General features: G+C 56.8%; 19 protein-coding genes, 2 tRNA genes and 5 other RNA genes. 10 read left to right on the plus strand and 16 right to left on the minus strand.

The annotated features are described in order from the left end of the window. The first annotated feature begins 45 nt into the window (after positions 1–45). Both AFK63_RS11100 and AFK63_RS11105 read left to right on the plus strand, forming a co-directional pair. On the plus strand, positions 46–966 hold the full coding sequence (locus AFK63_RS11100; protein WP_038863657.1) for a Kdo(2)-lipid IV(A) acyltransferase: 921 nt from the start codon (positions 46–48) through the stop codon (positions 964–966). 129 nt (positions 967–1,095) lie between these two features. Next, positions 1,096–1,473, plus strand: coding sequence for a MysB family protein (locus tag AFK63_RS11105; protein WP_038863658.1), 378 nt, complete (start codon positions 1,096–1,098; stop codon positions 1,471–1,473). Between the two features lie 3 nt (positions 1,474–1,476). On the opposite strand, the gene AFK63_RS11110 is transcribed toward AFK63_RS11105, so the two are convergent. The 3 genes from AFK63_RS11110 to mdoG form a co-directional block, all read right to left on the minus strand. Then, a complete protein-coding gene (locus tag AFK63_RS11110) occupies positions 1,477–1,671 on the minus strand; it encodes a YceK/YidQ family lipoprotein (RefSeq protein WP_369832612.1) in 195 nt (64 codons plus the stop codon). Positions 1,672–1,811: 140 nt separating this feature from the next. Beyond that, the gene (gene mdoH / locus AFK63_RS11115; RefSeq protein ID WP_038863662.1) at positions 1,812–4,340 is read right to left on the minus strand and encodes a glucans biosynthesis glucosyltransferase MdoH; all 2,529 of its coding nucleotides are present in this window, start codon (positions 4,338–4,340) and stop codon (positions 1,812–1,814) included. Beyond that, positions 4,333–5,868, minus strand: a complete 1,536-nt coding sequence (mdoG, locus tag AFK63_RS11120; RefSeq protein ID WP_108695708.1) for a glucans biosynthesis protein MdoG — start codon at positions 5,866–5,868, stop codon at positions 4,333–4,335. Before mdoG ends, mdoH begins: the two co-directional genes overlap by 8 nt. A 273-nt stretch (positions 5,869–6,141) precedes the next feature. Between mdoG and mdoC the strand changes: the two genes are divergently transcribed. After that, positions 6,142–7,299: a glucans biosynthesis protein MdoC gene (gene mdoC / locus AFK63_RS11125; RefSeq protein WP_038863665.1), complete on the plus strand. Its 1,158-nt coding sequence runs from the start codon at positions 6,142–6,144 to the stop codon at positions 7,297–7,299. Positions 7,300–7,348: 49 nt separating this feature from the next. On the opposite strand, the gene AFK63_RS11130 is transcribed toward mdoC, so the two are convergent. The 11 genes from AFK63_RS11130 to AFK63_RS11180 all read right to left on the minus strand — a co-directional run bounded on the left by AFK63_RS11130 (position 7,349) and on the right by AFK63_RS11180 (position 17,795). Then, positions 7,349–8,836, minus strand: coding sequence for a phospholipase D family protein (locus AFK63_RS11130; RefSeq protein WP_038863667.1), 1,488 nt, complete (start codon positions 8,834–8,836; stop codon positions 7,349–7,351). Next, entirely contained in the window at positions 8,769–9,311 is a 543-nt protein-coding gene (ymdB, locus tag AFK63_RS11135; RefSeq protein WP_038863668.1) for an O-acetyl-ADP-ribose deacetylase, read from the minus strand. The genes AFK63_RS11130 and ymdB overlap by 68 nt, the downstream gene beginning before the upstream one ends. A gap of 68 nt (positions 9,312–9,379) precedes the next feature. Beyond that, on the minus strand, positions 9,380–9,682 hold the full coding sequence (locus tag AFK63_RS11140; RefSeq protein WP_038863669.1) for a hypothetical protein: 303 nt from the start codon (positions 9,680–9,682) through the stop codon (positions 9,380–9,382). Positions 9,683–9,858: 176 nt separating this feature from the next. Next, the gene (locus AFK63_RS11145; protein ID WP_038863670.1) at positions 9,859–10,332 is read right to left on the minus strand and encodes a DUF1097 domain-containing protein; all 474 of its coding nucleotides are present in this window, start codon (positions 10,330–10,332) and stop codon (positions 9,859–9,861) included. A gap of 110 nt (positions 10,333–10,442) precedes the next feature. Next, complete coding sequence (locus AFK63_RS11150) at positions 10,443–11,009, minus strand: TorD/DmsD family molecular chaperone (protein WP_038863671.1); 567 nt, start codon at positions 11,007–11,009, stop codon at positions 10,443–10,445. A 24-nt stretch (positions 11,010–11,033) separates the two neighbouring features. Continuing rightward, a complete protein-coding gene (locus tag AFK63_RS11155; protein ID WP_038863674.1) occupies positions 11,034–11,771 on the minus strand; it encodes a phosphatase in 738 nt (245 codons plus the stop codon). A gap of 84 nt (positions 11,772–11,855) precedes the next feature. Next, on the minus strand, positions 11,856–12,797 hold the full coding sequence (gene ghrA, locus AFK63_RS11160; protein WP_038863676.1) for a glyoxylate/hydroxypyruvate reductase GhrA: 942 nt from the start codon (positions 12,795–12,797) through the stop codon (positions 11,856–11,858). Positions 12,798–12,879: 82 nt separating this feature from the next. Then, positions 12,880–13,911 carry a fimbrial protein gene (locus AFK63_RS11165; protein WP_108695707.1) on the minus strand — a complete coding sequence of 344 codons (1,032 nt, stop codon included), beginning with the start codon at positions 13,909–13,911 and terminating at the stop codon, positions 12,880–12,882. Between the two features lie 12 nt (positions 13,912–13,923). Further along, a complete protein-coding gene (locus AFK63_RS11170; RefSeq protein WP_050568163.1) occupies positions 13,924–16,407 on the minus strand; it encodes a fimbria/pilus outer membrane usher protein in 2,484 nt (827 codons plus the stop codon). Positions 16,408–16,493: 86 nt separating this feature from the next. Then, complete coding sequence (locus tag AFK63_RS11175) at positions 16,494–17,183, minus strand: fimbrial biogenesis chaperone (protein WP_038863677.1); 690 nt, start codon at positions 17,181–17,183, stop codon at positions 16,494–16,496. A gap of 78 nt (positions 17,184–17,261) precedes the next feature. Further along, positions 17,262–17,795 carry a fimbrial protein gene (locus AFK63_RS11180; RefSeq protein ID WP_038863678.1) on the minus strand — a complete coding sequence of 178 codons (534 nt, stop codon included), beginning with the start codon at positions 17,793–17,795 and terminating at the stop codon, positions 17,262–17,264. Positions 17,796–18,354: 559 nt separating this feature from the next. Between AFK63_RS11180 and AFK63_RS11185 the strand changes: the two genes are divergently transcribed. From AFK63_RS11185 to AFK63_RS20525, 3 genes are all read left to right on the plus strand, one after another. After that, positions 18,355–18,442 (plus strand) — tRNA-Ser (locus AFK63_RS11185). Between the two features lie 48 nt (positions 18,443–18,490). After that, positions 18,491–18,633, plus strand: a non-coding RNA gene (locus tag AFK63_RS20520) — RtT sRNA. A gap of 48 nt (positions 18,634–18,681) precedes the next feature. Beyond that, a non-coding RNA gene (locus AFK63_RS20525) (RtT sRNA) lies at positions 18,682–18,824 on the plus strand. A 127-nt stretch (positions 18,825–18,951) separates the two neighbouring features. Here AFK63_RS20525 and AFK63_RS11190 read toward each other — a convergent pair. Further along, entirely contained in the window at positions 18,952–21,276 is a 2,325-nt protein-coding gene (locus AFK63_RS11190) for an FdhF/YdeP family oxidoreductase (RefSeq protein WP_038863736.1), read from the minus strand. A gap of 246 nt (positions 21,277–21,522) precedes the next feature. Between AFK63_RS11190 and AFK63_RS11195 the strand changes: the two genes are divergently transcribed. The 4 genes from AFK63_RS11195 (at position 21,523) to AFK63_RS20540 (ending at position 22,178) form a co-directional block, all read left to right on the plus strand. Further along, positions 21,523–21,610: transfer RNA gene (locus AFK63_RS11195), tRNA-Ser, on the plus strand. Between the two features lie 48 nt (positions 21,611–21,658). Then, positions 21,659–21,799, plus strand: a non-coding RNA gene (locus AFK63_RS20530) — RtT sRNA. A 48-nt stretch (positions 21,800–21,847) separates the two neighbouring features. Further along, positions 21,848–21,988: non-coding RNA, RtT sRNA (locus tag AFK63_RS20535), on the plus strand. A gap of 49 nt (positions 21,989–22,037) precedes the next feature. After that, positions 22,038–22,178: non-coding RNA, RtT sRNA (locus tag AFK63_RS20540), on the plus strand. A gap of 116 nt (positions 22,179–22,294) precedes the next feature. On the opposite strand, the gene AFK63_RS11200 is transcribed toward AFK63_RS20540, so the two are convergent. Then, complete coding sequence (locus tag AFK63_RS11200; protein WP_050568156.1) at positions 22,295–22,996, minus strand: hypothetical protein; 702 nt, start codon at positions 22,994–22,996, stop codon at positions 22,295–22,297. Positions 22,997–23,094 lie beyond the last annotated feature (98 nt).

The following is a 23,094-nucleotide window of genomic DNA, read 5'->3' on the forward strand; positions in this document are numbered from 1 at the left end:
AATACCGGCCGTGAAAGGGCTTCGCCTGCAATTAATGGAATTTTCATGACGCATTTACCGCAATTTTCTCGCGCACTGCTGCACCCCCGTTACTGGCTGACCTGGCTTGGCATTGGCCTGCTCTATCTCGTCGTGCTGCTCCCCTACCCGGTCATCTGGCGCCTGGGGCGTGGGCTTGGCCGCCTGGCGATGCGGGTGATGAAACGCCGCGCGCGTATCGCGCATCGCAATCTTGAACTCTGCTTCCCACAAATGAGCGAAGCCGAGCGAAAGGCGCTGGTAGTGAAGAATTTCGAATCGGTCGGCATGGGGCTGATGGAAACCGGTATGGCCTGGTTCTGGCCCAACTGGCGCGTTGCGCGCTGGACGGAGGTTTCCGGCGTCGACCCCGTCAAAGCGCTGCTGGCGCAGCAACAGGGCATTTTGCTGATCGGCGTGCATTTCCTGACGCTGGAGCTGGGCGCGCGCATCTTCGGAATGCATACGCCGGGCATCGGAGTTTATCGCCCTAACGACAACCCGCTGCTCGACTGGCTGCAAACCTGGGGACGCCTGCGCTCCAATAAAACCATGCTCGATCGTAAAGATCTTAAAGGCATGATCCGCGCGCTGAAAGGCGGCGAAATCATCTGGTACGCGCCTGACCATGACTATGGCCCGCGTAACAGCGTATTCGTGCCGTTTTTCGCGGTTGATCAGGCTGCCACCACCTCCGGCACCTGGATGCTGGCGAAAACGTCGAAAGCCTGCATCGTGCCGTTCGTACCGCGCCGCAAGGCGGATGGCAGCGGTTATGAGCTGATTGCGCTGGAGCCGGAGTGTGCGCCGCCTGTTGGCAGCGCCGAAGAGACCGCCGCCTGGATGAATAAGGTGGTGGAGAAGTGCATTCTGATGGCCCCGGATCAGTATATGTGGCTGCACCGCCGCTTCAAGACGCGCCCGGAAGGCGTACCGTCTCGCTATTAATCACCCCGCCCGCAGCGCGCCACGTTGCGGGCGTTGCTTCTCCCGCCATTTTTTTCGCCTTCATTCTTGCAAATCCTGATCTTCGACTATTCTTTCCTGAAACAACCATGTCCGTTCAGGGAGAAAGCTATGACTATGTACGCCACGCTTGAAGAAGCCATTGACGCAGCACGCGAAGAGTTCCTCGCCGCGAATCCGGCAATCGAGGAAGAGGACGCGGTTGTCGAGCTGTTCAATATGCAAAAATATGTGCTGCAGGATGGGGAAATTATGTGGCAGGTCGAGTTCTTCGCCAATGAAACCGACGAAGGCGACTGTCTGACCGTATTGACCGGCGACGCCGCGCAGAGCGTGTTTGACGGCGATTTCGACGAGATTGAACTGCGCCAGGAGTGGCAGGAAGAGAATACGCTGCATGAGTGGGATGAAGGCGAGTTTCAGCTGGAGCCGCCGCTGGACACCGAAGAGGGGCGCACCGCGGCGGACGAATGGGATACCACCCGCTAAGCGTTATTCATACGGGCCGTGATGCATATCGACCGGTAGCAACAGCGTGTCGAAGATGAGCGAAAACGGCAGATCGAGCATCAGAATAAAGCGCCACGGCCTGTCACGCACATCCCACTGCACGCCGGGGTAATACTGATTGCCATGTCCCTGCCCCGGCACGGCGCGACTGATGATACTGCCACAGCCGCAGAGCATCCAGACGGCAAGCAGAACGGCGACGATTCTCAAGGGTGACCTCGCTTTTTAACAGAGTGTTTCAAGTATAACAGTCCGTGAGAGAGGCAAAAAAATGCCGGCCATCAGGCCGGCATTTTCATTTCTGGCATTTACCACGCTTACTGCGCGCGTAACGCCTGCGGGTTGAGCTTCAGCTCATCGTAATGGCTAACCCAGGAGGAGTATTTCTCCGGGTGCGCCCAGACGCGATAGTGCATACGCGCCATTGTCACCGGATCGCTTAACAGCACCAGGCGGCGGTCGCGGGTGAGCTTCTCCGGCGTATCGTTCAGCGCCTGCTCGACGTGACGATCGCGGGCAATCTCCAGCACATGGCTTGCGCGGTGACGCGCGGTTGCCATGGCGGTCGCCAGCGCGTTAAACGACGGATGGAACACCGCGTGCATAAAGCCATCTTCCAGCGAACGGCTGCGGTTAAGCTCCAGATAGCGGTCAGTATCCACCAGCACCTGCGGCGGCGAATACTCTTCCGGGATCAGGAACAGCTTCCAGCGTTTGGTACGCAGGCCCACGGTCGCGCGGCTTGAAATCACCGACACAAACGGCGAGAGGATCAGCGAGAACACGATAGGTGCCAGCCAGAACAGGAAGCGCAGATCCAGCCATGCCATACCGACGGCCCATACCAGACCCAGCAGCAGCTGCGAACCGTGACGCAGGAACGCTTCGCTCCACGGTGTGGAGTCGTCGTCACGCTGCGGCGAGTTCCAGACCACTTCCCAGCCGAGGAAAGCACTTACCACAAACACGGTGTGGAACAGCATACGCACCGGCGCCAGCAGTACCGAGAACAGCACTTCCAGCAGCAGAGAAAGCGTGACGCGGAAAAAGCCGCCATACTCTTTCGGGCCTTTACACCAGATGAGAATAACGCTCAGCAGTTTCGGCAGGAACAGCAGCACCATGGTCGAGGCGAACAGCGCTATCGCCAGCTCAGGACGCCACTGCGGCCAGACCGGGAAGAGCTGACGCGGCTGCAGGAAGTATTGTGGCTCAGTGAGCGCATGTACCACCTGAAGCGCGGTAGAGAGCGCCAGGAACAGGAACCAGAGCGGCGCCGACAGATAAGACATCACGCCCGTCAGGAACACGGCACGGTGAACCGGGTGCATGCCCTTAACCAGGAACAGGCGGAAGTTCATCAGGTTGCCGTGGCACCAGCGGCGGTCGCGCTTAAGCTCGTCCAGCAGGTTCGGCGGCAGCTCTTCATACGAGCCCGGCAGATCATAGGCAATCCACACGCCCCAGCCCGCACGACGCATCAGCGCCGCCTCCACGAAGTCATGGGAAAGGATGGAGCCTGCGAAAGAGCCCTCGCCTGGCAGCGGCGCCAGCGCGCAGTGCTCGATGAACGGCTTCACGCGGATAATCGCGTTATGGCCCCAGTAGTGCGATTCGCCCAGTTGCCAGAAGTGCAGACCGGCGGTAAACAACGGCCCGTAAACACGAGTGGCGAACTGCTGGCAGCGCGCATAGAGCGTATCCATGCCAGACGCTTTCGGCGACGACTGGATAATCCCGGCGTTCGGGTTCGCTTCCATCAGACGCACCAGACCGGTCAGACAGTCGCCCGTCATCACGGAGTCGGCGTCCAGCACCACCATGTAGCTGTACTGGTTGCCCCAGCGACGGCAAAAATCGTCGATGTTGCCGCTTTTACGCTTCACGCGACGGCGACGACGGCGATAGAAGATCTGCCCTTCGCCCTGCACTTCGGCAATCAGCTCCATCCACGCTTTCTGCTCGGCGACGCAAATATCCGGGTTATAGCTGTCGCTCAGGATATAAACGTCGAAGTGCGCCTGCTGGCCGGTAGCTTTGACCGACTCCCAGGTTGCGCGCAGGCCCGCAAACACACGATCCACATCTTCATTGCAGATAGGCATGATAAGCGCGGTACGGTGCTCAGGGTTGATAGGCTCGTCCCCGACCGTCGAGGCGGAGATACTGTACTTATCTTTACCAATAAGTAGCTGCAAAAAGCCCATCAGCGCGGTCCAGAACCCGGCGCTGACCCAGCAGAACAGAATTGCGAACAGGATCAGGATGCCGCTTTGCAGCACATATGGCAGCAGCTGCATCACGGAAACCAGCCAGTCCTGGCCCATCATGTCTGCCGGATTGATCAGCGCCCAGCCCTGATAAGGCAGAATGGTTTTCATATACCAGGTGGCGACGACCGTCTGGGAAAGCGTCAGCAGCAGCAGGATGTAACGGCGGATAGTGCCGACCGTACGCCATTTTTGCTCCGCGGCGCGCTCTTCTTTCGTCAGGCCCGCCATGTAGCGCGGCAGCACTTCGCGGCCGCGCAGACGATCCCAGAAGCGCCCAATCGGGTTGGTACGCCACGGATCCGGGAACATGGAGGAACGCGTTGCCTTCGGCATCGCCTGGATCTGCGTGCGGCCTTCGTCGTCTTTGATCAGCTGATCGCCATTGAGCGAGTCTGACCAGCGCTGTTCAAGACGCGTTTTCACCGAGCCCAGCGGGGAGTCATCCTCGCGGGCCCAGACGCGCCCTTCGGCGTCCAGCGACTGATGAAGGGCCTGCATGTCAGATGTCGGCAGCGCCGCTTTCTCAATATCGGAAAGCGGCAGCAGGTCGATATACTCAGTAGACTTATTCATTGGCAGGTAGCTGATAGCTCCAGGTTTCACTCAGCGGCTGATCGGCATTGACGAGGGCCGCGCGCATTTCAGTGGTTTTCTTGGCGTCTTTGATCTTCACGCGCAGCGTCATACGCCAGCCTTTGGTGACCGGGTTGTAACGCACGCTGTTTTCAACGATTTCGCCGTTATCGCCAATGCTCGCCTGAGCAGTCACCGGCGTATTATCCGGCAGCTTTTGCATCTCGGTGCCGGTGAAATCCACCACAAATGCGATGGTGCCGTCCGGCTGACGAATCAGATTGGATTGTTTCACGTCGCCGGTAGAGCGACGGGTCTGCAGTACCCACGCGTTTTCCGGAGCGTGCAGTTTGTCTTCGTCGCGGCTAAAGGTGATGGTGTATTTGAAATTCATCTCCTTGCCTGGCTCCGGCAGCTGGTCCGGCGTCCAGTAGGCCACGATGTTATCGTTGGTCTCGTCGTTGGTCGGAATTTCCACCAGTTCGACTTTTCCTTTGCCCCACTGACCCTGCGGCGTTACCCACGCGCTAGGACGCAGATCGTAGCGATCGTCGATATCTTCAAAGCGTGAGAACTGACGGCCGCGTTGCAGCAGACCGAAGCCCTGCGGGTTTTCGGTCGTGAACGTGCTGACCGCGAGGTGTTTCGGGTTGTTCAGCGGACGCCAGATCCACTCGCCGTTGCCAGCATGCAGAGAGAGACCGTTAGAATCATGCAATTCAGGGCGGAAGTTGGTTGCCGGCGACGGCTGGTTCGGCCCAAACAGGAACATGCTCGTCAGCGGCGCGACGCCCAGTTTGCCCACTTTATCGCGCAGGTAAACTTTCGACTGCACGTCCACGACCGTGTCGCGCCCGGGGGTAATGATGAAGCGGTAGGCGCCGGTCGCGCGCGGAGAGTCCAGCAGCGCGTAAATGGTCAGACGTTTGTCGGCAGCTTTCGGACGCTCGATCCAGAACTCGCGAAAGCGCGGGAACTCTTCACCGGACGGCAGCGCGGTATCGATAGCCAGACCGCGCGCGGAAAGCCCATAAACCTGGCCTTGTCCTATCACACGGAAATAGCTCGCTCCGAGCATGCTGACGATTTCGTCGTTTTTATCTTTATTGTTGATCGGGTAGAGCACTTTGAAACCGGCGAAGCCCAGGTCTTTGACGGTGTCTTTATCGTGCTGAACGTTGCCGAAATTAAAGTAATCCGGGCTGTACTTAATTTTACGAACCGTATTGGCGGTCACTTCGTTAAGCGCGACCGGCGTGTCGAAGTACATACCCTGATGGTAGAATTCAAGCTTGAACGGGGTTTTGATTTTGCTCCAGTAGGCTTTGTCGTGATTGAACTGGATCTGTTGGTAGTCCGCGTATTTCATATCGCGGAAAACGGAGGGCAGGTTGCTCTTCGGCGCTTCATAGCTCTTGCCCGCTAAGGATTTCGCCTGTTTTGCGACGTCGTCGATAGTGAAGGCCCAACCCGAAGTGGTATAAAGTGACAACATCACTGCCGCACCCAGCCAACCCATTTTCATCATCTGTGTTTTATGTTTCATATAACTAAGCACTTCCCCCTTTGTGTGCTTAAATCAATCCGATCCATTTTAATGGAAACTTGCGGTTTCCGACAACACAATCCCCGCTTTGTTCAGCACGCCGGCTCAGGGATTAAACAAATGAATGCGCGCCATTTTCGCTTTGCGAATTTGTCCTGGAGACAGTGTGTCGGCCTTCCTGTAGGGTGGGGGCCGAATCTAAAACAGAATCAGCCTGAGGGATAAGGCGAATAGTCCGAGATTTTATGGAGTGATATGACGACGTCGACACAGAGAGAGTTTTTTCTCGATTCCATCCGCGCATGGTTGATGCTTTTAGGCATCCCCTTTCATATTTCGCTTATTTATTCCACCCACCAGTGGCATGTCAACAGCCTCACCCCGTCCGTGGGCCTGACGCTGTTTAACGATTTCATTCACGCCTTCCGCATGCAGGTTTTCTTTGTTATTTCAGGGTATTTTTCCTACATGCTGTTCTTGCGCTACCCGCGCAAACGCTGGTGGAAAGTGCGTCTGGAGCGCGTCGGCATCCCAATGTTGACCGCTATTCCGCTTCTCACGCTGCCGCAATTTCTGATGTTGCAATATGTCAAAGGCCGGGCCGATGACTGGCATACGCTTTCCGGTTACGACAAATACAACACATTGGTGTGGGAACTCACCTCGCATTTATGGTTTTTATTGGTGCTGGTGGTGTTCACGACCCTCGGTTTATGGCTATTTCAGCAGATAAAAAACTGGCCCGAAGAGAAAAGCGCGGCGCTGGCCGAACGCCTGACATTAGGAAAACTCTCAGCGCTGTTTTTACTCTTCGGCGTCGCATTCGCCGCGCTGCGCCGTCTTATTTTTATCGTCTATGCGCCGATATTAAGCGACGGCTTGTTTAATTTCGTGGTGATGCAAACCTTATTTTATTCGCCGTTTTTTATTCTCGGCGCGCTGGCCTTTAAGCATGCCTCGCTGAAAGACCGCTTTACCACCTTCTCGCCCGGCTGCGCGCTCGGCGCGACGGCGGCGTTTATCGCCTATCTGCTGAACCAACGCTACGGCAGCGGCGATGCCTGGATGTATGAAACCGATAACGTGATTAGCATGCTGATGGGACTATGGATGGTCAACGTCGTGTTCTCGCTCGGCCATCGCCTGCTGAATTTTAAATCGGCACGTGTGACCTATTTCGTTAACGCCTCGCTGTTTATTTACCTGGTGCATCACCCGCTGACGCTATTCTTCGGCGCGTATATCACGCCGCACATCCACTCGAACGCGCTGGGCTTCATCGCCGGTCTGGTGTTTGTAATTGGCATCGCCGTAGTGCTGTATGAGGCGCACCTGCGCATTCCCCTGCTGCGTTTCCTGTTCTCCGGGAAACCGCAAAATAAAACCCCGGCGCCAGGTACGGCAACGGGGTGATCCGGACACGCGCCCGCGCGGCGCGTCGTCTTAATACTCAGCCAGCTTTTCAGAGCATCCACTCAACCGGCAGCCGATAGACCAGACGCACCAGCAGACGCTGCCAGAAACGGGTTTTCGGCTCCTTTTTCCAGACAATCTCTTTGCCATCTTTTTCTTCTATCCAGTTAATACGCCCCCAGCGGTCGAGGCGTAGCGCCCAGGCCGCTTCACGCCGCGTTCGCGTAAAGCGTTTATGGATAGCGCCCGCCAGCGTTTCGCTTTCAATCACAAACCCCATTTCGGTGTTAAGCATCGCCGAGCGCGGGTCGAAATTAAACGAACCGATAAACACCTGATTCCCGTCAACGCTGAACGTTTTGGCGTGCAGGCTGGAGCCAGAGTTACCGGTCAACCCGCGGTCGTGCGGCACACGGCCCGGATCGCGGGTCGGTTTCAGCTCATACAGCTCCACGCCGTGGCGCAGCAGTTTTTTACGCCAGCGCGCGTAACCGGCATGCACAACCGCGACGTCGTTCGCCGCCAGCGAGTTGGTGAGGATCGCGATTTTCACTCCCTTGCGGCGCAGCGCCAGCAGTAAAGCCACGCCGCCGCGGGTGGGCACAAAATAGGATGAAATGATATCGAACTGGGTTTTAGGCTCGCCGATAAGCGTCATCATGCGCTGCGGCAATAGCGTATGGTTGCGCGCCCTCCCTTGCCCTTTGCGCGGATCGTCGCTTAACAGGCGCGTTTTAGCCCAGACCAGGGGCAGCGTGCGGGTTTCGATGTAGCTTGCAAAGCGTGTACTCTCAAGACGCTCCAGATAGCGCCGCGCCACCGGATCGTCCTTCCAGTGCGGCGGCAGCTGGACGCGAGCGTCTATCTCTTCCACCTCGACCTCCAGCACTTTATCAAGCGTCGACACTGACCGGCTCTTCCAGTAGCGTTCGAAATCCTGGGTGACATCTGCGACTACCGGGCCTATCGCCAGGACGTCGAGATCGGAAAACAGCGGCTGTTCGCCCGCGCCGAAATAGGCGTCGCCGACGTTGCGCCCGCCGATAATCGTGACCTCGCCGTCCACCGTAAAGCTTTTATTGTGCATGCGGCGATTAAGCCTTGCGAAATCGGTGAGATAGCCCAGCGCGCGCAGCGTGCGAAAAGAGAAGGGGTTAAAGAGGCGAATTTCGATATTCGGATGGGCATTGAGCAGGCGCAGCGTGTCGTCCATGCCCACCGTATTGTTGTCATCAAGCAGAATACGCACCCGGACGCCACGCCGCGCCGCCGCCAGCAGCGCGCCGAACAGCAGCCGCCCGGACATATCGTCTTCCCAGATATAGTACTGGACGTCGATAGTCTCCTCCGCCATTTCTGCCAGCAGATAGCGGGCGGCGAAGGCGTCGAGGCTGTCATCAAGAGGATGTAAGCCGCTGTGGTGAGGGTGCTGCGCCGTGGTCGGGGCAATAGCGCGGCCAAGCCGGGTATTATGCGCCCGGCTGTGCGTCGTATTGTCCCAGTAAGCGCTGGTAAAGCAGGAAGTTTTCTTCGTCATAGCAGACAAAGTATACCTGCTGAAGTTGTGGGTGCCTGGTAAGATAATCCGAAACGGCATCAAAGGCGATTTGCGCTGCCGCCGCTTTCGGATAGCCATAGATGCCAGTGCTGATGGCCGGGAACGCCACGCTGTGATAACCGTTCGCTGTCACCAGCGCCAGACTGTTGCGATAGGCGTCCGCCAGCAGTTGCGGTTCGTTATCGCGCCCGCCGCGCCAGACTGGCCCCACGGTGTGTATTACGGCTTTCGCCGCCAGGTTACCTGCCTCGGTAATCACCGCGTGCCCCGGCTGGCACTCCCCCTGTTGCTGACGCACGGCTTTACATGCCGCCAGCAGCGCAGGCCCCGCGGCGCGGTGGATAGCGCCATCCACGCCTCCGCCTCCCATCAGCGAAGGGTTGGCGGCGTTGACAATAACGTCGGTATCGATGCGGGTAATATCGCCCTGCACCACTTCAATGCGCCCTGACATGCTTCTCTCCTGATAAACGCTGTTCATTCAAGTGTAGAACAGCGCGCCCGGTCGCCGCCACGACGTGTTCAGCGGTAGGTCAATGTCAGAATGCCGAGCGTATGCGACGCATTAAGATAGTCGAGACGGCTGTGCACCCACGGTGAGTGCATCTCGCGCACGCCCGTGGCGCGCAGCGAGAGCGTCTGGCGGTGTACCTGATGACCGCGTGGGCAGGAGAGCTCAATATGCGCCGCGTTATGCGCGACCGAGCAGACCTCTTCCACGATAGCGCCGTGAAACGTAAGGGTTCCGCCCGTTTGCGCCAGGACGGCAACGGACGACAAGGCAAGCGCGGCGGTCATCGCGGCGGCGAAAAGCGAGGTATACATTGAAATGGCTCCCACACAGGCAATATTATTTCAACTTAAAGTTAACATATATATTACAAACAAAGGTTATGGAAGCCTGAAACAGAAATATTCACGCCGGGGGATTATTGTGTCACGGTTGATACAGGCGGAACGGGTAAAGCCGCAAAAAAAACCCGCGGGCGCGGGTTTTCGTGTCAGGCGGTGGTGGTGTTTTTCGGCGCGGTACGGTGCGCGAGCCACATTCCGCTGCCTTTCATCGCCACGCCAAAAAGCAGCCCCAGCAGCAGCGCTGGCAGCACGTTTTTCCAGTCGCCCTGTCCTGCGAACGTGGCGCAGGCGCCGATAAACGTGCCGGGCACGAAACTGAGCAGCGTCTGGCGCGACTGGATGCACATCAGGAAAGCCACCACGCCGGTCATGGCATAGCTCACCCACGCGAGACCCGGTGCCACGGCGCTACCGGCGATAATCACCTGCGCCCACAGCACGCCGCTGCACAGCGTAAAGAGGAGAGTCAGAAAACCCGTGATGCCGCCCCGTGGGCTTGCAAACCAGGCGGTACAGCCGAGAAAGCCCGCCCAGGACGGCAGGCCGAGCGCGACGGCGCTCCACGCCCAGAGGGCGGAGAGCAGGCCGGTAGTTAATGCGAGAGAAAAGTGTCTGTTCATGGCGGCGTATCTTAGCAAAACGCCGCACCGGGAATGCGATCTGACGCACACCATATGAAATAACGCACGGTGAGTTACATTTTATTTGTGATATTAATCACAAATAAAAATCACTCCGCGCCGCGCTCTTCATCTTCTTCCTGCAACTCTTCCCACATCGCCTGAATGGCTTCACGGGTGATTTGCGCAAGCGTGCGCCAGAACGGCGTCGTGGCGTGCGCCTCTACTTTACCGAGGAACGTTTCATACCACGGGATCAGGAACTCGCCGAAGAGGGTCTCCTGCGCTTCGATTTCATCTTCGGCTGACTGATCTTCCAGCCACGACGCCGCCAGCAGCAGCAGGCCGAAGTGATCCGCCGCCGTTTCGCCGAGCGGCATGCCGCGGGAGGTTAAAAAGGCGCGGACCTCCTGTTCACTGCCCTGCTCCACCCAGGCGGAGCGAAACGGCGCCACGCGAGCGTCATCAGCGCCGAACAATGCCTGGTAATCGGTCTGCACCTCATCGGGCTGCGCGCTTTTTTGCAGGCGCGTCAGCAGCTCGTCCTGCTCCAGCGGCCAGTTTTGCGCGAGTTTGCCGTCGCGGATCAGGCCGTAAATAGGTGCCATCACCGGGTCCTGCGGCGCACGGTACCAGAGAGAGCCCAGCAGGCGGCAAATTATTGAAAACTCATTCATGAACAGATTCCATTTCAGGCGATATTAAAGCGCGGCAAATTCAGCAATTGGCGTCATGCCGCGGGTTTCAAGAAAATCGAGCAGGCGGCGCGGCGTGACGTTGAGGATGCGGTCTTCCGGAAAACCGACTTCATCCAGCACCTTACGGCATTCATGGAAATCGCCAAGCGTAAAGGCGGTATGGGAGTCAGAGCCGAGCGCCACCCAGCCGCCCGCATCGCGCACGGCGGCAGCGATAGCTTTACAGTTTGGCCCGCTGCCCTTGCGGGAGTGGGTGAAGGAGGAATTATTAATCTCCAGCGCGACCTGATATTTCGCGGCCGCCGCGGCAATTTCCGGGATATCGACCGGATATTTCGGGTTGCCGGGGTGGCTAATGATATGCACCGTACCGCTCGCCATCGCCGCAATCATCGCTTCGGTATTCGTGTCTTTGTCCTGGGGGGCGAAAACAGGCTCATGAAAGCCGGCGACGATGAGATCAAGCGAATCGAGCATCGGGCCGGTGCAGTCGATCTCTCCGTCGCGGTTTTTAATATTGGCTTCGATGCCGCGCAGAATGCCGACGCCATCGACGACGCGCGGCCAGATGCGCATATTAATAAAATGCCAGTGATGCGGCGCATCCGCCATATCCGGGCCGTGATCGGTGATGGCCAGGAGCCGGACGCCTTTTTGCTTCGCCGCGGCGATATAATCATGCAGGTTACTGTAAGCATGGGTGCTGGCGACGGTGTGCATATGCAGGTCAACGGGATACATGGCGCTCTCCTTTGTGATGTTATTCAAGGATAACAGGTATCCCCGGCGATTTTTAGCCGAATCACCGGGCGCGACAGACGGTCGCTAGTAGCCGCGCGCTACGTCCACCTGATTTTGCGGCGTCTCGCCGCGCTCAATGCGCGAGATGCTTTGCGCGATAAACGCAGCCGCCTCCTCAGGACGCGTAACCGCCGCCACATGCGGCGTGAGGCGCACACGCGGATGCCGCCATAGCGGGCTTTCCGCAGGTAGCGGCTCCTGATGAAAGACGTCCAGCATCGCGCCTTTGATTTTCCCGCTATCCAGCGCGGCCAACAAATCTTCTTCCACCAGATGCACACCGCGCGCCAGGTTCAGGACATACGCGTTATCCTCAAGCGCCGCGAGCAGCCCGCCGTTAATAATACCCACTGTCTCCGGCGTATTGGGCAACAGGTTAATCAGCACGCGCGTGCCGCGCAAAAACGCAGCCAGCTCGTGCGTACCGGCAAAGCTTTCGATGCCGGGGTACGCTTTCCGGCTGCGGCTCCAGCAGCGCACCGGAAAGCCCCACGAATGCAGACTTTGCGCCACCTGCCCACCGAGCACGCCGGCGCCCAGCACGCCAATGGTGAAATCGGCATGGCGGTACTCTTCAAGCGGCTGCCATTTCGCCTCGCGCTGTAGCGCCGCGTAATCATCGAAGCGGCGAAACCAGTGCAACACCTGACTTACCGCGTACTCCTGCATCTGCGCGGCCATGCCGGTATCTTCCATACGACAGAGCGGCACGTCAGGCGGCAGCAGATCCGGATGCGCATCCAGGCGGCTTAACAGCGAATCGACGCCCGCGCCGAGCACGAAAATCGCTTTGAGGTGGGTGCGTCCACGCAGCATCTCATACGGCGGATGCCAGACCAGTGCGTAGTCAGCAGGGGCGTTATCGCCCGGCTCCCAGGCGCGAAGCCGCGCGTGCGGCAGATGGCGTTGCAGTAAAGCGGCCCACTGGGCCACATCAAAGGTGGGATGATAAAACAAGATTTCCACGGGCGTTTCTCCGGGCAGGTTATTTTCATCACCATAACAAAATCAGCCGCCTTTGTGGCGGCTGCGGGAAACGCGGGCGGCGCTAGCGAATATTCACCGTAATGGACGCCGAACCCGAAAACTCGCCGTTTTGCGGCGTTTTGCCGCTGAGATTGACCGGCGCCGTGAGAATATCTACCGCGCCGGTACGCTGCGAAATGTCAGCAGACGACTCAAGCGGCATCGGCAGCTCGCCCGTATTGACCGCAATGACCTGTTCGCTGTCGTTTTTTATCAGTACGCCGACATCGGGGTTGCTGGTAGCGAGCGCCTCTGGCATGCCTTCCGCCGCAGCGCCGGAAAACGTCATGGTTAAGGTGACACTGTCGCTGATATTTTTGCAGACATAAGCAATGGCCGTTTTTTTATCGACAAAGCCGTCGGGTTTATGGCCCCGGGTCGTAAAAGTACTGGCTAACAGCGTGCCAAAATCAACGGTGATGATTTCGCCGGAATTAATCTCACAGCTTTGCGGCACGGTAATGGTGCCCTGGACATACACCTTAGACATCGGTTCGCTGGAATATTGCCCCGGCCTGACGGTGCCATAAATTGCTGCCACGGCCATTTGTGGGATAGTCACCTGTCCCAGGAAAGGTTTATTAATACGAAACGTCAACGATCCGCTTTGTCCGGTGGTAAAGCTATTCAGCGAGCAGCCATTGTTTTTTTTGTTCCAGATATCGGTAAACGGCACGTTGACATCGCCCACGTTTGCTATGTTAATCGCCGCCGCCATATCAATATTGTCATTGACGCGAATAAAGGACGAACTGCCATATTGCCTCGTCGGCGCCAGATACTCGCTTTTATAGTAGACCCCCGGATGCGGCTCTTTATTTGTATCGCTGTCATCGCAATCGCAGTGCGCGCTGTAATTTTCCGATGACCCGAATCTTTCAGTAAAGGTTTTGCCAGACTGGTTATCATCAGGATTGGTTACCGTCGCGCTGGCGTCGACGTTAAAAATTTTCGGGCCGCCCGTCGTGTTGCAAAATCCCGTTGCCGCCCGTGTGGACGGGACAGCGGCAAGACAGCAGAACAGCAGGCCCCTTAAGAACGCTTTAGACATCATCGTATTCTCTTTTTATCGACACATAGCCGTCAGGGGGAGGAGATCGCCCTGTACTGGCGGCGCCTCGGGTAAAATCACAGAAGCACGGCAGCGCTGGTCGGCGCGGCTTCCCCACCTCACCTGCGCACTGCCATTTTCTTTCACGCCGGTCAGGTACGCGACGCCGCCTTCGTCAACAATACTTTCGTAGTTCTCAACGCCATCCAGCGTTACCAGCGCGCCGAACGGCACCGGCTCGCCGTTTGCCCGGCGCAGCGTCAAAAGCAGCCGATGCCCTTTGCGCGCATCGATATGCGCGTAGACTAACGCGCCTTTATTCGGGATAAGCGTCAGGTGCGTATTTTCCGCGTCCACGCCAGCGGGCATCGTGGTGGTGTCGAGCGTCAGCTCGTTTCTTTCATAAGGAGAGAGCCAGGGGATCACCGCATAACCCAGCCAGTCGGTGGCGACGCCGGACTGATTTTTGAAGCGGATGTCGCTGGCGCCATTGGCGTCCACCAGCGCGAAGGCGTCGCCGAGCGGCTGAGCGAGCGTAACGCCATGCGGATGCACCACCAGCGCGCCGGAGGCACCGTAGTTCCACTGGCGGGTATCCTCAGACTGGTAATAGCCGAGGCTCAGGTTGGCGAAGCGCGATTTATAATTGAGATCGGCACTGCTGTCAGTGTTGTTATCGCCGTTTTGCCCCGCCTGGTTGTAGCTTTGCTGTAGCGAATAGCTTAACCGGCCGTCATCCATCAGGGTGCCGCTCAACCCGGTCTGGTAGCGCGTGTCGCCATCCTGGTTCTGGCTTACGTTAAACGTCGCCCAGCTATTATTCAGCCAGCGGCTCAACGGAATACTGACGCCGAGCGCGATTTGCCGATCGGTTTGATCTTCTGTTTTGTTCCACGCAGTCGAAAGCGTCCAGGTGATACCGGATGTCGTACAGGCAAAGCCCGCAGAGAGATTCTGCTCTTTGTCCGCCCGGTTCCAGAAGTCTCGCTGATAGCCATTCAGATAAAACGAACCGATGCCGCCAAGCGTCTGGTTAATACTGATTTGCAGCTGGCTGCGCTGTTGGTAATACCCGCTGTAGCGGTCGTCATACCAGTCTTCATCATGGTTCGCTTCATCGAAATCGTAATAGCCGCTGGTGGAATAGCGGTAGCCCGCAAGCGTAATGGCGGTATCGGTGTATTCAATATTTTTAGAATACTGAAAGCGGTACGACTGGCCTGTCGAGGTCGTATTATTTTGCAGCTGGCTGCGCGCCTGCGTGACATCAACCGAGACCGAGCCCCACTCCCCGAGCCCAACGCCTACGCCGAGGGCGGCGGCCTGATAAGTCTCTGCACCCATCGCGCCGCCATAGAGCGTCACTGCGTTATTCAGACCGTAGATCAGCGTGCCCTGCGCAAAGGCGGGCGTGGCGTCGTCTGGCCCGCTCGGATCGTATTCGCCCGCCGTCAGGCTGTATTTAAGCTGTCCGGGCCGCTGCATGATCGGTACGGCGGAAAACGGCTGAATGAAACGTCGCTCTTTGCCGTCAGCCTCTTTAATGGTTACCTCCAGATCGCCGCTGTGCGACGTGGGGTAGAGATCGCTGATTTCAAACGCGCCAGGAGCAACGGTATCCTGAAAAATGATGTAGCCGTTCTGGCGCACCGTAACTTCCGCGGTTGAACTGGCGATCCCTCGGATCACCGGCGCAAAGCCGCGCAGGCTGTCCGGCAGCATATTGTCGTCGGTCGCCAGCTGCGCGCCTTTGAATTTCACGCTGTCGAAAATCATCGACGGGGAATAGCTCTCCCCCATGGTCAGTTGCGAGCGCCAGGGCTTGATATCCCGCTGTAAAAACGTGTAGACCGTATCCCAGCGCGCCTCGTCGTCGCTTTTGCTCCAGGTGGAATAATTACGCACGCGCCATGGCCCGATATTCAGCCCGTTCTGCAGGTTGAGATATTGCGATGAATCGTCTGCGTCGACATCGCTTTGGGTATCCGTCCCGTTAAACGTGTAGTTGCTAAAAAAAGCGGGAAGACCGTCATCCCAGTATGCGGGATCCACAAAGCCGCGAGCGGTGCGCCGCAACGCCGCCTGCGGAATGCTGACCTCCAGCGCCATGCTATGGGTGTTCAGCCGCACTGACGCCGCCGGGATCAGCGAGCCGATATCCTCAACAGGCGCGAGCGGCGAGAGCGCCGCCAGCGCCGGGTACGCCTCGGTTTTCACATTCAGCTCTTCCAGAAGCGCGGGCGTAATGACCGGATGCGTCTCGCCGCGCGTGTCCACGGTCAGAGGCACCGTGCGGGTAAACTGTTCATCGCCGTTAAGCCGGATGCGTAGCGGATAATTCCCCGCCGGCAGCTGATCTTTAGTGCTGAAAATCGACAGGTCGACGCCCCGCTGCCCCGGATCGCCCTGCTCCATTAACATCGGGTCAAACCAGACTTTCTCCTGCGCGCAGGCGTGGTGATGGCCGCTTAGCATGTACGTCAGCGCAGCCGCCACCATGAGCGCAACAGGCCGAACGGTTTCCGGCAGACGACTATCAAAAGAGTAAGCAGTGTTCTTCACAGGCGCATTCCTTGCTGTACGGCTCACAGAGCGCGGGTCTCTGGCTTCGTCACGCCGCCATAATCGTTAATAACGCGCCAGCTCACGCCTCGCCCGGTTTCCGTTGCGGGCAGATCAAAACGCTGGCTGGCGAACGGCGCCAGCATATCCGCGCGCTGAATACGCGTCGCGCCGACAGTCAGGCTATCGAACACCACATAAAAAGGGGTTGGGTTCTCAGCAACCAGCTGGCCATCGGCGAGATGAAACGCCAGCTGCTTGTAGGCTGTCGCCGCGTCATTGATAAGGCCTTGCGGACGGTAAAAAAGCTTAATGCGGGTTTTCACCACCAGCTTGAGCGTATTGACCGCATCAGGTGATGACGGCGGAATAGCGCGAATATTCAGATAAAAAAGCGACTCGCGATCCTCCGGTAAATTGCCGGTTTTCGCGATGCGTAACTCATGATCTTCATTGGGTTCAATACGAAACAGCGGCGGCGTCACCATAAATGGGCCGCGTGTTTTGCCATCGCCAGTATCAATCCAGGACTGTAATAAAAACGGGCTGGTGCCGCTGTTATTTTTTACGCTAAGCGACGCTTCCTTTTTATTGCCTTCATAGATCACGCGCGTGCCGCCAACCACAATCCCGCCGGCCAAAGCGCTATGTAGATTAAACAGCATAATAAAAAAAATGATTGTTTTGAGAACAGACTTTCTCATCGTACGCATAATCTAACTCACGTCGAAAAGGAATAATAAGCCGTCAGCCTGGGCTGGCGGCTTAATTACACGTTAACTTAATAAAGATTAACGGTAGTCAAAAGTAATATCCGTTGTTCCGTTAGCGGCACCTGCACCAATGGTGGTATCAGTGGATTCGTAATAGGCAATGAGATTCAGATCCATCGTGGCATCGGTAATTTCAAATTTACGCTCAGAGAACTGGTTCATGGGAATAAGCGTACCTTCGTCATCCGTGATGACAATCGCAACCCCCGTCGCACCGCCGTCCGCCACTTTCAGGTAATCTTTATTCACCGGGTCAGCATCGCCTGTGAGATAAATACTGAAATGCGGATTGGCGCCCTCTTCCACAACCGGACAGTTTTTCAGCTTAATATTTACCGGGATCGGTGGCGTTTTCACCCCTACGGTCGCGTTAAATTGCTTCACTGAATATACGCCCATCTCGACATCAAGCACTTTATCGTCATCATCGATTTCACAGGCCTGATCGGTAATTTTACCTGTAAATTTAATGGTTCCATCTGCTGCTAACGCCGAAGCTGCATTTATCGCCAACGCTCCTGCGAGCATCATCAAACAGACATGTTTTCTCATATCTTCTCCATGATTGTTTATCCCAAACTATATATTTAACGAATAAATATCGCTTACAGATTAAAGCCAACGCATCTTAGCCTCAGTTAAATAAACTGACAATTAGCAGTCTGAATTTTTATTTAAATTCACTAACTAAGCAGCAGATTTCTATCGGTTAGCGTTACATCAAATCATTCAATTAATATATACATTGATTTAATATCATCTTAAACATGAACATTTCTGGCGCAAATATATATGCCTTTATATAGATATAATTATCTATCCTTTTGTTATTCTGGAATTTGATGGTTAGCTCTGCCGTTATCAAGCTGGTGATTCATTCATCGTCTTCTATTACGCAGCACATAATGCAGTGCGTGGGAATGTTCCAGATTCAAAAAAAGGCACTTTTTTGTTCCTGTTATGGATCTTACTCACAGGCATTGAACGGTTACTTTTAGGGCACTTTGTATGAAGTTTGTTTAAACGCTCCAGAAAGCGCTAAATTTGCATTGACGGCTATGGGCCTTTCCCCTACATTAGCGCCCGTCCCGCAGCGTCGGGAAGACAATATGGTGAGGTGTCCGAGTGGCTGAAGGAGCACGCCTGGAAAGTGTGTATACGGCAACGTATCGAGGGTTCGAATCCCTCCCTCACCGCCATATTTAAAGAAAGAGCCTGAGCTAACCCTCAGGCTTTTTTGCATTTATATCGCGCCACTCCGGGGAGGGATGAGAAGCCTCGACAAGGGTTCGACCACTGGCGCAGCCAGTGGGACAGTCTGCGAGCCAGGCGAGCTGACTGCCCGAAGGGTGAGGCCCGGCGGGCCGAATCAATCCCTCCCTCACCGCCATATTTAAAGAAAAAGCCTAAGCTAACCCTCAGGCTTTTTTGCATTTATATCGCGCCACCCCGGGGAGGGATGAGAAGCCTCGACAAGGGTTCGACCACTGGCGCAGCCAGTGAGACAGTCTGCGAACCAGGCGAGCTGACTGCCCGAAGGGTGAGGCACACCGGGCCGAATCAATCCCTCCCTCACCGCCATATTCAAAGAAAGAGCCTGAGCTAACCCTCAGGCTTTTTTGCATTTATGCCGCGCTATTCCGAACGGCAGGCACGCACCGCTTCACGGGTTTAGGGAAAAATGGATGGAACGCTTTTACGCCCCCGTCTATCGGCGCGCACCGGATGTTTCGACCGGCGCGGCGACGCGCTCCATCGCAATCGGGATGCTCTTGTAGGCGGGGATCCCGCTCTGAGTATCGTGGCTGTCGAGCGGCACCAGCACGTTGGCCTCCGGGTAATACGCGCCGACCGAGCCGGGCGCCATATCGATAACCACTACGGTCAGATTGTGCATCCGCCGCGAGGTCGGGTTGCCATCGGGGTCAAGCGCGGTGATATTCACCTGGTCGCCCACGCGCAGTTCACGTCTCTCCGCTTCATCCGGATTGATAAACAGCACATCGCGCCGCCCCGTCACGCCACGGTAACGGTCGTTCAGGCCGTACAGCGTCGTGTTGTACTGGTCGTGGCTGCGCAGCGTCGTCAACACCAGGTCATGACACTTCAGCGACCGCGGATCCTCATTAATCCCCTGCATCACTTTAAACTGCGCTTTGCCGCTGGGCGTATTCCAGACACGCTCCGAGGCTGCATTACGCAGCCGGAACCCGCCCGGTTTTTTCACCCGCTCGTTGAAATTCGCGAAGGCCGGGAACACCGCCTCGATAGCGTCGCGGATAAAACTGTAATCGCCTATCATTTTATCCCAGTCGACCACCGTATCCGGCAGGGTCGCTTTCGCAAGCCCCGCCACAATAGCGGGCTCCGAGCGCAGATGCGGCGACGCCGGTTTCAGCATGCCGCGCGAGGCATGCACCATCGACATCGAATCTTCCACCGTAATGCTCTGCTCGCCCGACGCCTGTACATCCGTCTCGGTGCGGCCAAGCACCGGGAGAATATAGTTATGCTTGCCAAGTAACAGATGCGAACGGTTGAGTTTAGTCGCCATATGCACCACCAAATCGAGATTGCGCATGGCCGGGAAGGTCACCTGCGGGTCGGAAATCGCCTCCGCCAGATTGCCGCCCAGACAGAGCAGCGCTTTGGCCTTGCCGTCGCGCATCGCCTGAATCGCCGCCACCGCGCCGTGTCCATGTTTTTGCGGCGGTTTAAACCCAAAGACACGCTCGATGCCGTCGAGCAGCGACTGAGGCGGGATTTCAGTGATGCCGACCGTGCGATCGCCCTGCACATTCGAGTGGCCGCGCAGCGGACAAATTCCGGCGCCTTTTTTGCCGATGTTGCCGCGCAACAGCAGCAGATTGGCGATCTGCTGCACATTCTGCGTGCCGTACTGGTGCTGAGTGATCCCCATGCCGTAACAGATAATGGTGCGTTCGGCGTTCGCATACAGGCGCGCGATATTCTGGATTTCCTTGCGCTCCATCCCGGAGACTTTGAGGATATGCGCCCAGTCGGTGGCGTCGAGATCCGCTTTCAGCGCGTCAAACCCTTCGGTATGTTCCTGAATAAATGTCTCGTCAAGCACGCCCGGCTCGCCGTTAGCCAGCGCCTCTTCATGCATTGAGAGCAGAATTTTCATCACGCCTTTGAGCATCGCCGCGTCGCCGCCGACCCGCACTTTATAATACGTCGAAGCAAGTTCAGTGGAGCTTAGCGACAGCATCTCGATCGGGCTTTGTGGTGACGTAAAGCGCTCAAGGCCGCGTTCGCGCAGGGGGTTGATTGCCACAATCGTCGCGCCGCGCTTTGACACTTCACGCAGCGTGCCGAGCATGCGCGGATGGTTGGTGCCAGGGTTATGGCCGATGCACAGCACCAGATCGCAGTGGTCGAAATCCTCCAGTTCTACCGTCCCTTTACCGACGCCGATGGACTCCGGCAGGCCGACGCTCGTGGGTTCATGGCACATGTTAGAGCAGTCCGGGAAGTTGTTGGTGCCATATTCGCGCGCGAAAAGCTGCCACAGGAACGCAGCCTCATTGGAAGCGCGGCCCGAGGTGTAAAACTCCACGCTGTCCGGATCGTCATAGCTGCGCAGGCGCTCGCCAATCTCCCGAAATGCGGTCTCCCATTCGATGGGCTGGTAGGTGTCGCTTGCCGGATCGTATTTCATCGGGTGCGTCAGGCGCCCTTCGCCTTCAAGTTCAAAGGCGCTACGCTCCCAGAGTTCGCTGACAGGATGCGCCGCGAAGAATTCCGGCGTGGTGCGTTTACTGGTCGCTTCCCAGGAAACCGCCTTCGCGCCGTTTTCGCAGAATTCGAATGACGACGCATGCTGCGGATCGGGCCAGGCGCAGCCGGGGCAGTCGAATCCTTGCGGCTGATTAACTTTGAACAGGGCAATCACGTCCTGCTTCACCGACATCTGGCCGCGGATGGCGTCAGCAACGGCTTTTAATGCCCCCCAACCGCCCGCCGATCCGCCATAGGGCGCGATGCCGATAGTACGATTTCGCTCTTTCATAGTGCTCCACATTTTCTGTCTCATTGTTGTGTATTAAGCCTGGTACAGAAATCGGGATAAGCGAAGCAGGCGTGGCGTTATCCGCCCGCGCGGCGGGCTGTCCGGGGCGGACCAGCGGGCAAAAACGTCATTTCGTTTAACCCTTAACCGAACGAATAAGAAAGAAAAAAATCTGCTTGACCGTTTTCATGCAGATCCCTATAGTAGCGCCCCGTTGCCCCGCTACGCGAGGCAGCAAGACAATATGGTGAGGTGTCCGAGTGGCTGAAGGAGCACGCCTGGAAAGTGTGTATACGGCAACGTATCGAGGGTTCGAATCCCTCCCTCACCGCCATATTTAAAGAAAGAGCCTGTACGCAAGTACGGGCTTTTTTGCATTTATATCGCGCCTGCCCGGGGAGGGATGAGAAGCCTCGACCAGGGTTCGACAGGCGGTTTACCGCCTGGACGGCAGGGCCGCTTGCGGACATGCCGCCCGAATGGTGAGGCCCGGCGGGCCGAATCAATCCCTCCCTCACCGCCATATTTAAAGAAAGAGCCTGTACGCAAGTACGGGCTTTTTTGCATTTATATCTCGCCTGCCCAGGGAGGGATGAGAAGCCTCGACCAGGGTTCGACAGGCGGTTTACCGCCTGGACGGCAGGGCCGCTTGCGGACATGTCGCCCGAAGGGTGAGGCACACCGGGCCGAATCAATCCCTCCCTCACCGCCATATTCAAAGAAAGAGCCTGTACGCAAGTACGGGCTTTTTTGCATTTATATCTCGCCCACCCCGGGGAGGGATGAGAAGCCTCGACCAGGGTTCGACAGGCGGTTTACCGCCTGGACGGCAGGGCCGCTTGCGGACATGCCGCCCGAAGGGTGAGGCACACCGGGCCGAATCAATCCCTCCCTCACCGCCATATTCAAAGAAAGAGCCTGAGCTAACCCTCAGGCTTTTTTGCATTTACATCGCGCCTGCCCGGATGGCAGGCGGCCCTGCGCTTACCTGTCTGATGCCAAACCCGGCGAAACGCTTTTATTGCAGAAACTCGGCCTTATGGGCTTCAAAATCTTTCAGACACGCGTCCATAAAACCGCGCGTGACCTCAGTCACTTTCTGGTAATGGTTTGCCTGCCACTGAGCCAGCGGCGCTTTTACTGCCTCTGGATAACACGACACCGAGGCGGACGCTTCTTTACCTTTTTCAAGCGCCGATTTTGTGCGTCTGATTGCTGTCTGATAGTGAAGCTCGTAGCTGTCGCCTCCGGAGAGGTTTTCATAAACCAGCATCCAGGTATAAGGACGAATCTCTATCGGGTTTTTAATCTCTCCGGCAGGTAATTTCGCCATATCTTTCTCAAGCGATTTTTTCATAGCATCAGAAAAATAGGTCAGCGTTGGGTTAGGCATCATAGTTATCGGCGTACCCACCAGCTGATCTTTCGTAAATCCTGATTCCTGAGCGCCACCCGCCGCCAGGCCAACAATAAACTGCAGGGTTTTTAGCGCCACCACTTTGCTGGTGTCGCCGCGCGTGATGTAGCGCAGCGACGTATCGGTTGGCTGATGGGTATCGGTTCTGAGCTGCTCGTAGCTTTGAATCGACAATAACGCGCCGCCCTCGCCTTTAACGGTGCTGGTGTTGACCACCTTCTCAACAGGCGGCGGCGGCGTATTACTGCATCCGCTTAAGACCAGCGAACAAAACGCAAAGGGAAGCGCGAAAGAAGCTTTCATAACGATATCCTTACCAAAACGTAATTAATTACGGCCATTTTCTATGGCGCTGTGCGTAAGGGTTATCGACCAGAGAATAAAAAAGGTAAGGATGCAGG

It is taken from the genome of Cronobacter muytjensii ATCC 51329 (assembly GCF_001277195.1).
Classification (GTDB): domain Bacteria; phylum Pseudomonadota; class Gammaproteobacteria; order Enterobacterales; family Enterobacteriaceae; genus Cronobacter; species Cronobacter muytjensii.

What these genes read in the sequence shown, in the direction of transcription:
- AFK63_RS11100 (WP_038863657.1), top strand. Translation starts at nt 46, where the DNA reads ATGACGCATTTACCGCAATTTTCTCGCGCACTGCTGCACCCCCGTTAC.
- AFK63_RS11105 (WP_038863658.1), top strand. Translation starts at nt 1,096, where the DNA reads ATGACTATGTACGCCACGCTTGAAGAAGCCATTGACGCAGCACGCGAA.
- AFK63_RS11110 (WP_369832612.1), bottom strand. Translation starts at nt 1,671, where the DNA reads ATGCTCTGCGGCTGTGGCAGTATCATCAGTCGCGCCGTGCCGGGGCAG.
- mdoH (WP_038863662.1), bottom strand. Translation starts at nt 4,340, where the DNA reads ATGAATAAGTCTACTGAGTATATCGACCTGCTGCCGCTTTCCGATATT.
- mdoG (WP_108695708.1), bottom strand. Translation starts at nt 5,868, where the DNA reads ATGATGAAAATGGGTTGGCTGGGTGCGGCAGTGATGTTGTCACTTTAT.
- mdoC (WP_038863665.1), top strand. Translation starts at nt 6,142, where the DNA reads ATGACGACGTCGACACAGAGAGAGTTTTTTCTCGATTCCATCCGCGCA.
- AFK63_RS11130 (WP_038863667.1), bottom strand. Translation starts at nt 8,836, where the DNA reads ATGACGAAGAAAACTTCCTGCTTTACCAGCGCTTACTGGGACAATACG.
- ymdB (WP_038863668.1), bottom strand. Translation starts at nt 9,311, where the DNA reads ATGTCAGGGCGCATTGAAGTGGTGCAGGGCGATATTACCCGCATCGAT.
- AFK63_RS11140 (WP_038863669.1), bottom strand. Translation starts at nt 9,682, where the DNA reads ATGTATACCTCGCTTTTCGCCGCCGCGATGACCGCCGCGCTTGCCTTG.
- AFK63_RS11145 (WP_038863670.1), bottom strand. Translation starts at nt 10,332, where the DNA reads ATGAACAGACACTTTTCTCTCGCATTAACTACCGGCCTGCTCTCCGCC.
- AFK63_RS11150 (WP_038863671.1), bottom strand. Translation starts at nt 11,009, where the DNA reads ATGAATGAGTTTTCAATAATTTGCCGCCTGCTGGGCTCTCTCTGGTAC.
- AFK63_RS11155 (WP_038863674.1), bottom strand. Translation starts at nt 11,771, where the DNA reads ATGTATCCCGTTGACCTGCATATGCACACCGTCGCCAGCACCCATGCT.
- AFK63_RS11165 (WP_108695707.1), bottom strand. Translation starts at nt 13,911, where the DNA reads ATGATGTCTAAAGCGTTCTTAAGGGGCCTGCTGTTCTGCTGTCTTGCC.
- AFK63_RS11170 (WP_050568163.1), bottom strand. Translation starts at nt 16,407, where the DNA reads ATGGTGGCGGCTGCGCTGACGTACATGCTAAGCGGCCATCACCACGCC.
- AFK63_RS11175 (WP_038863677.1), bottom strand. Translation starts at nt 17,183, where the DNA reads ATGCGTACGATGAGAAAGTCTGTTCTCAAAACAATCATTTTTTTTATT.
- AFK63_RS11180 (WP_038863678.1), bottom strand. Translation starts at nt 17,795, where the DNA reads ATGAGAAAACATGTCTGTTTGATGATGCTCGCAGGAGCGTTGGCGATA.
- AFK63_RS11190 (WP_038863736.1), bottom strand. Translation starts at nt 21,276, where the DNA reads ATGAAAGAGCGAAATCGTACTATCGGCATCGCGCCCTATGGCGGATCG.
- AFK63_RS11200 (WP_050568156.1), bottom strand. Translation starts at nt 22,996, where the DNA reads ATGAAAGCTTCTTTCGCGCTTCCCTTTGCGTTTTGTTCGCTGGTCTTA.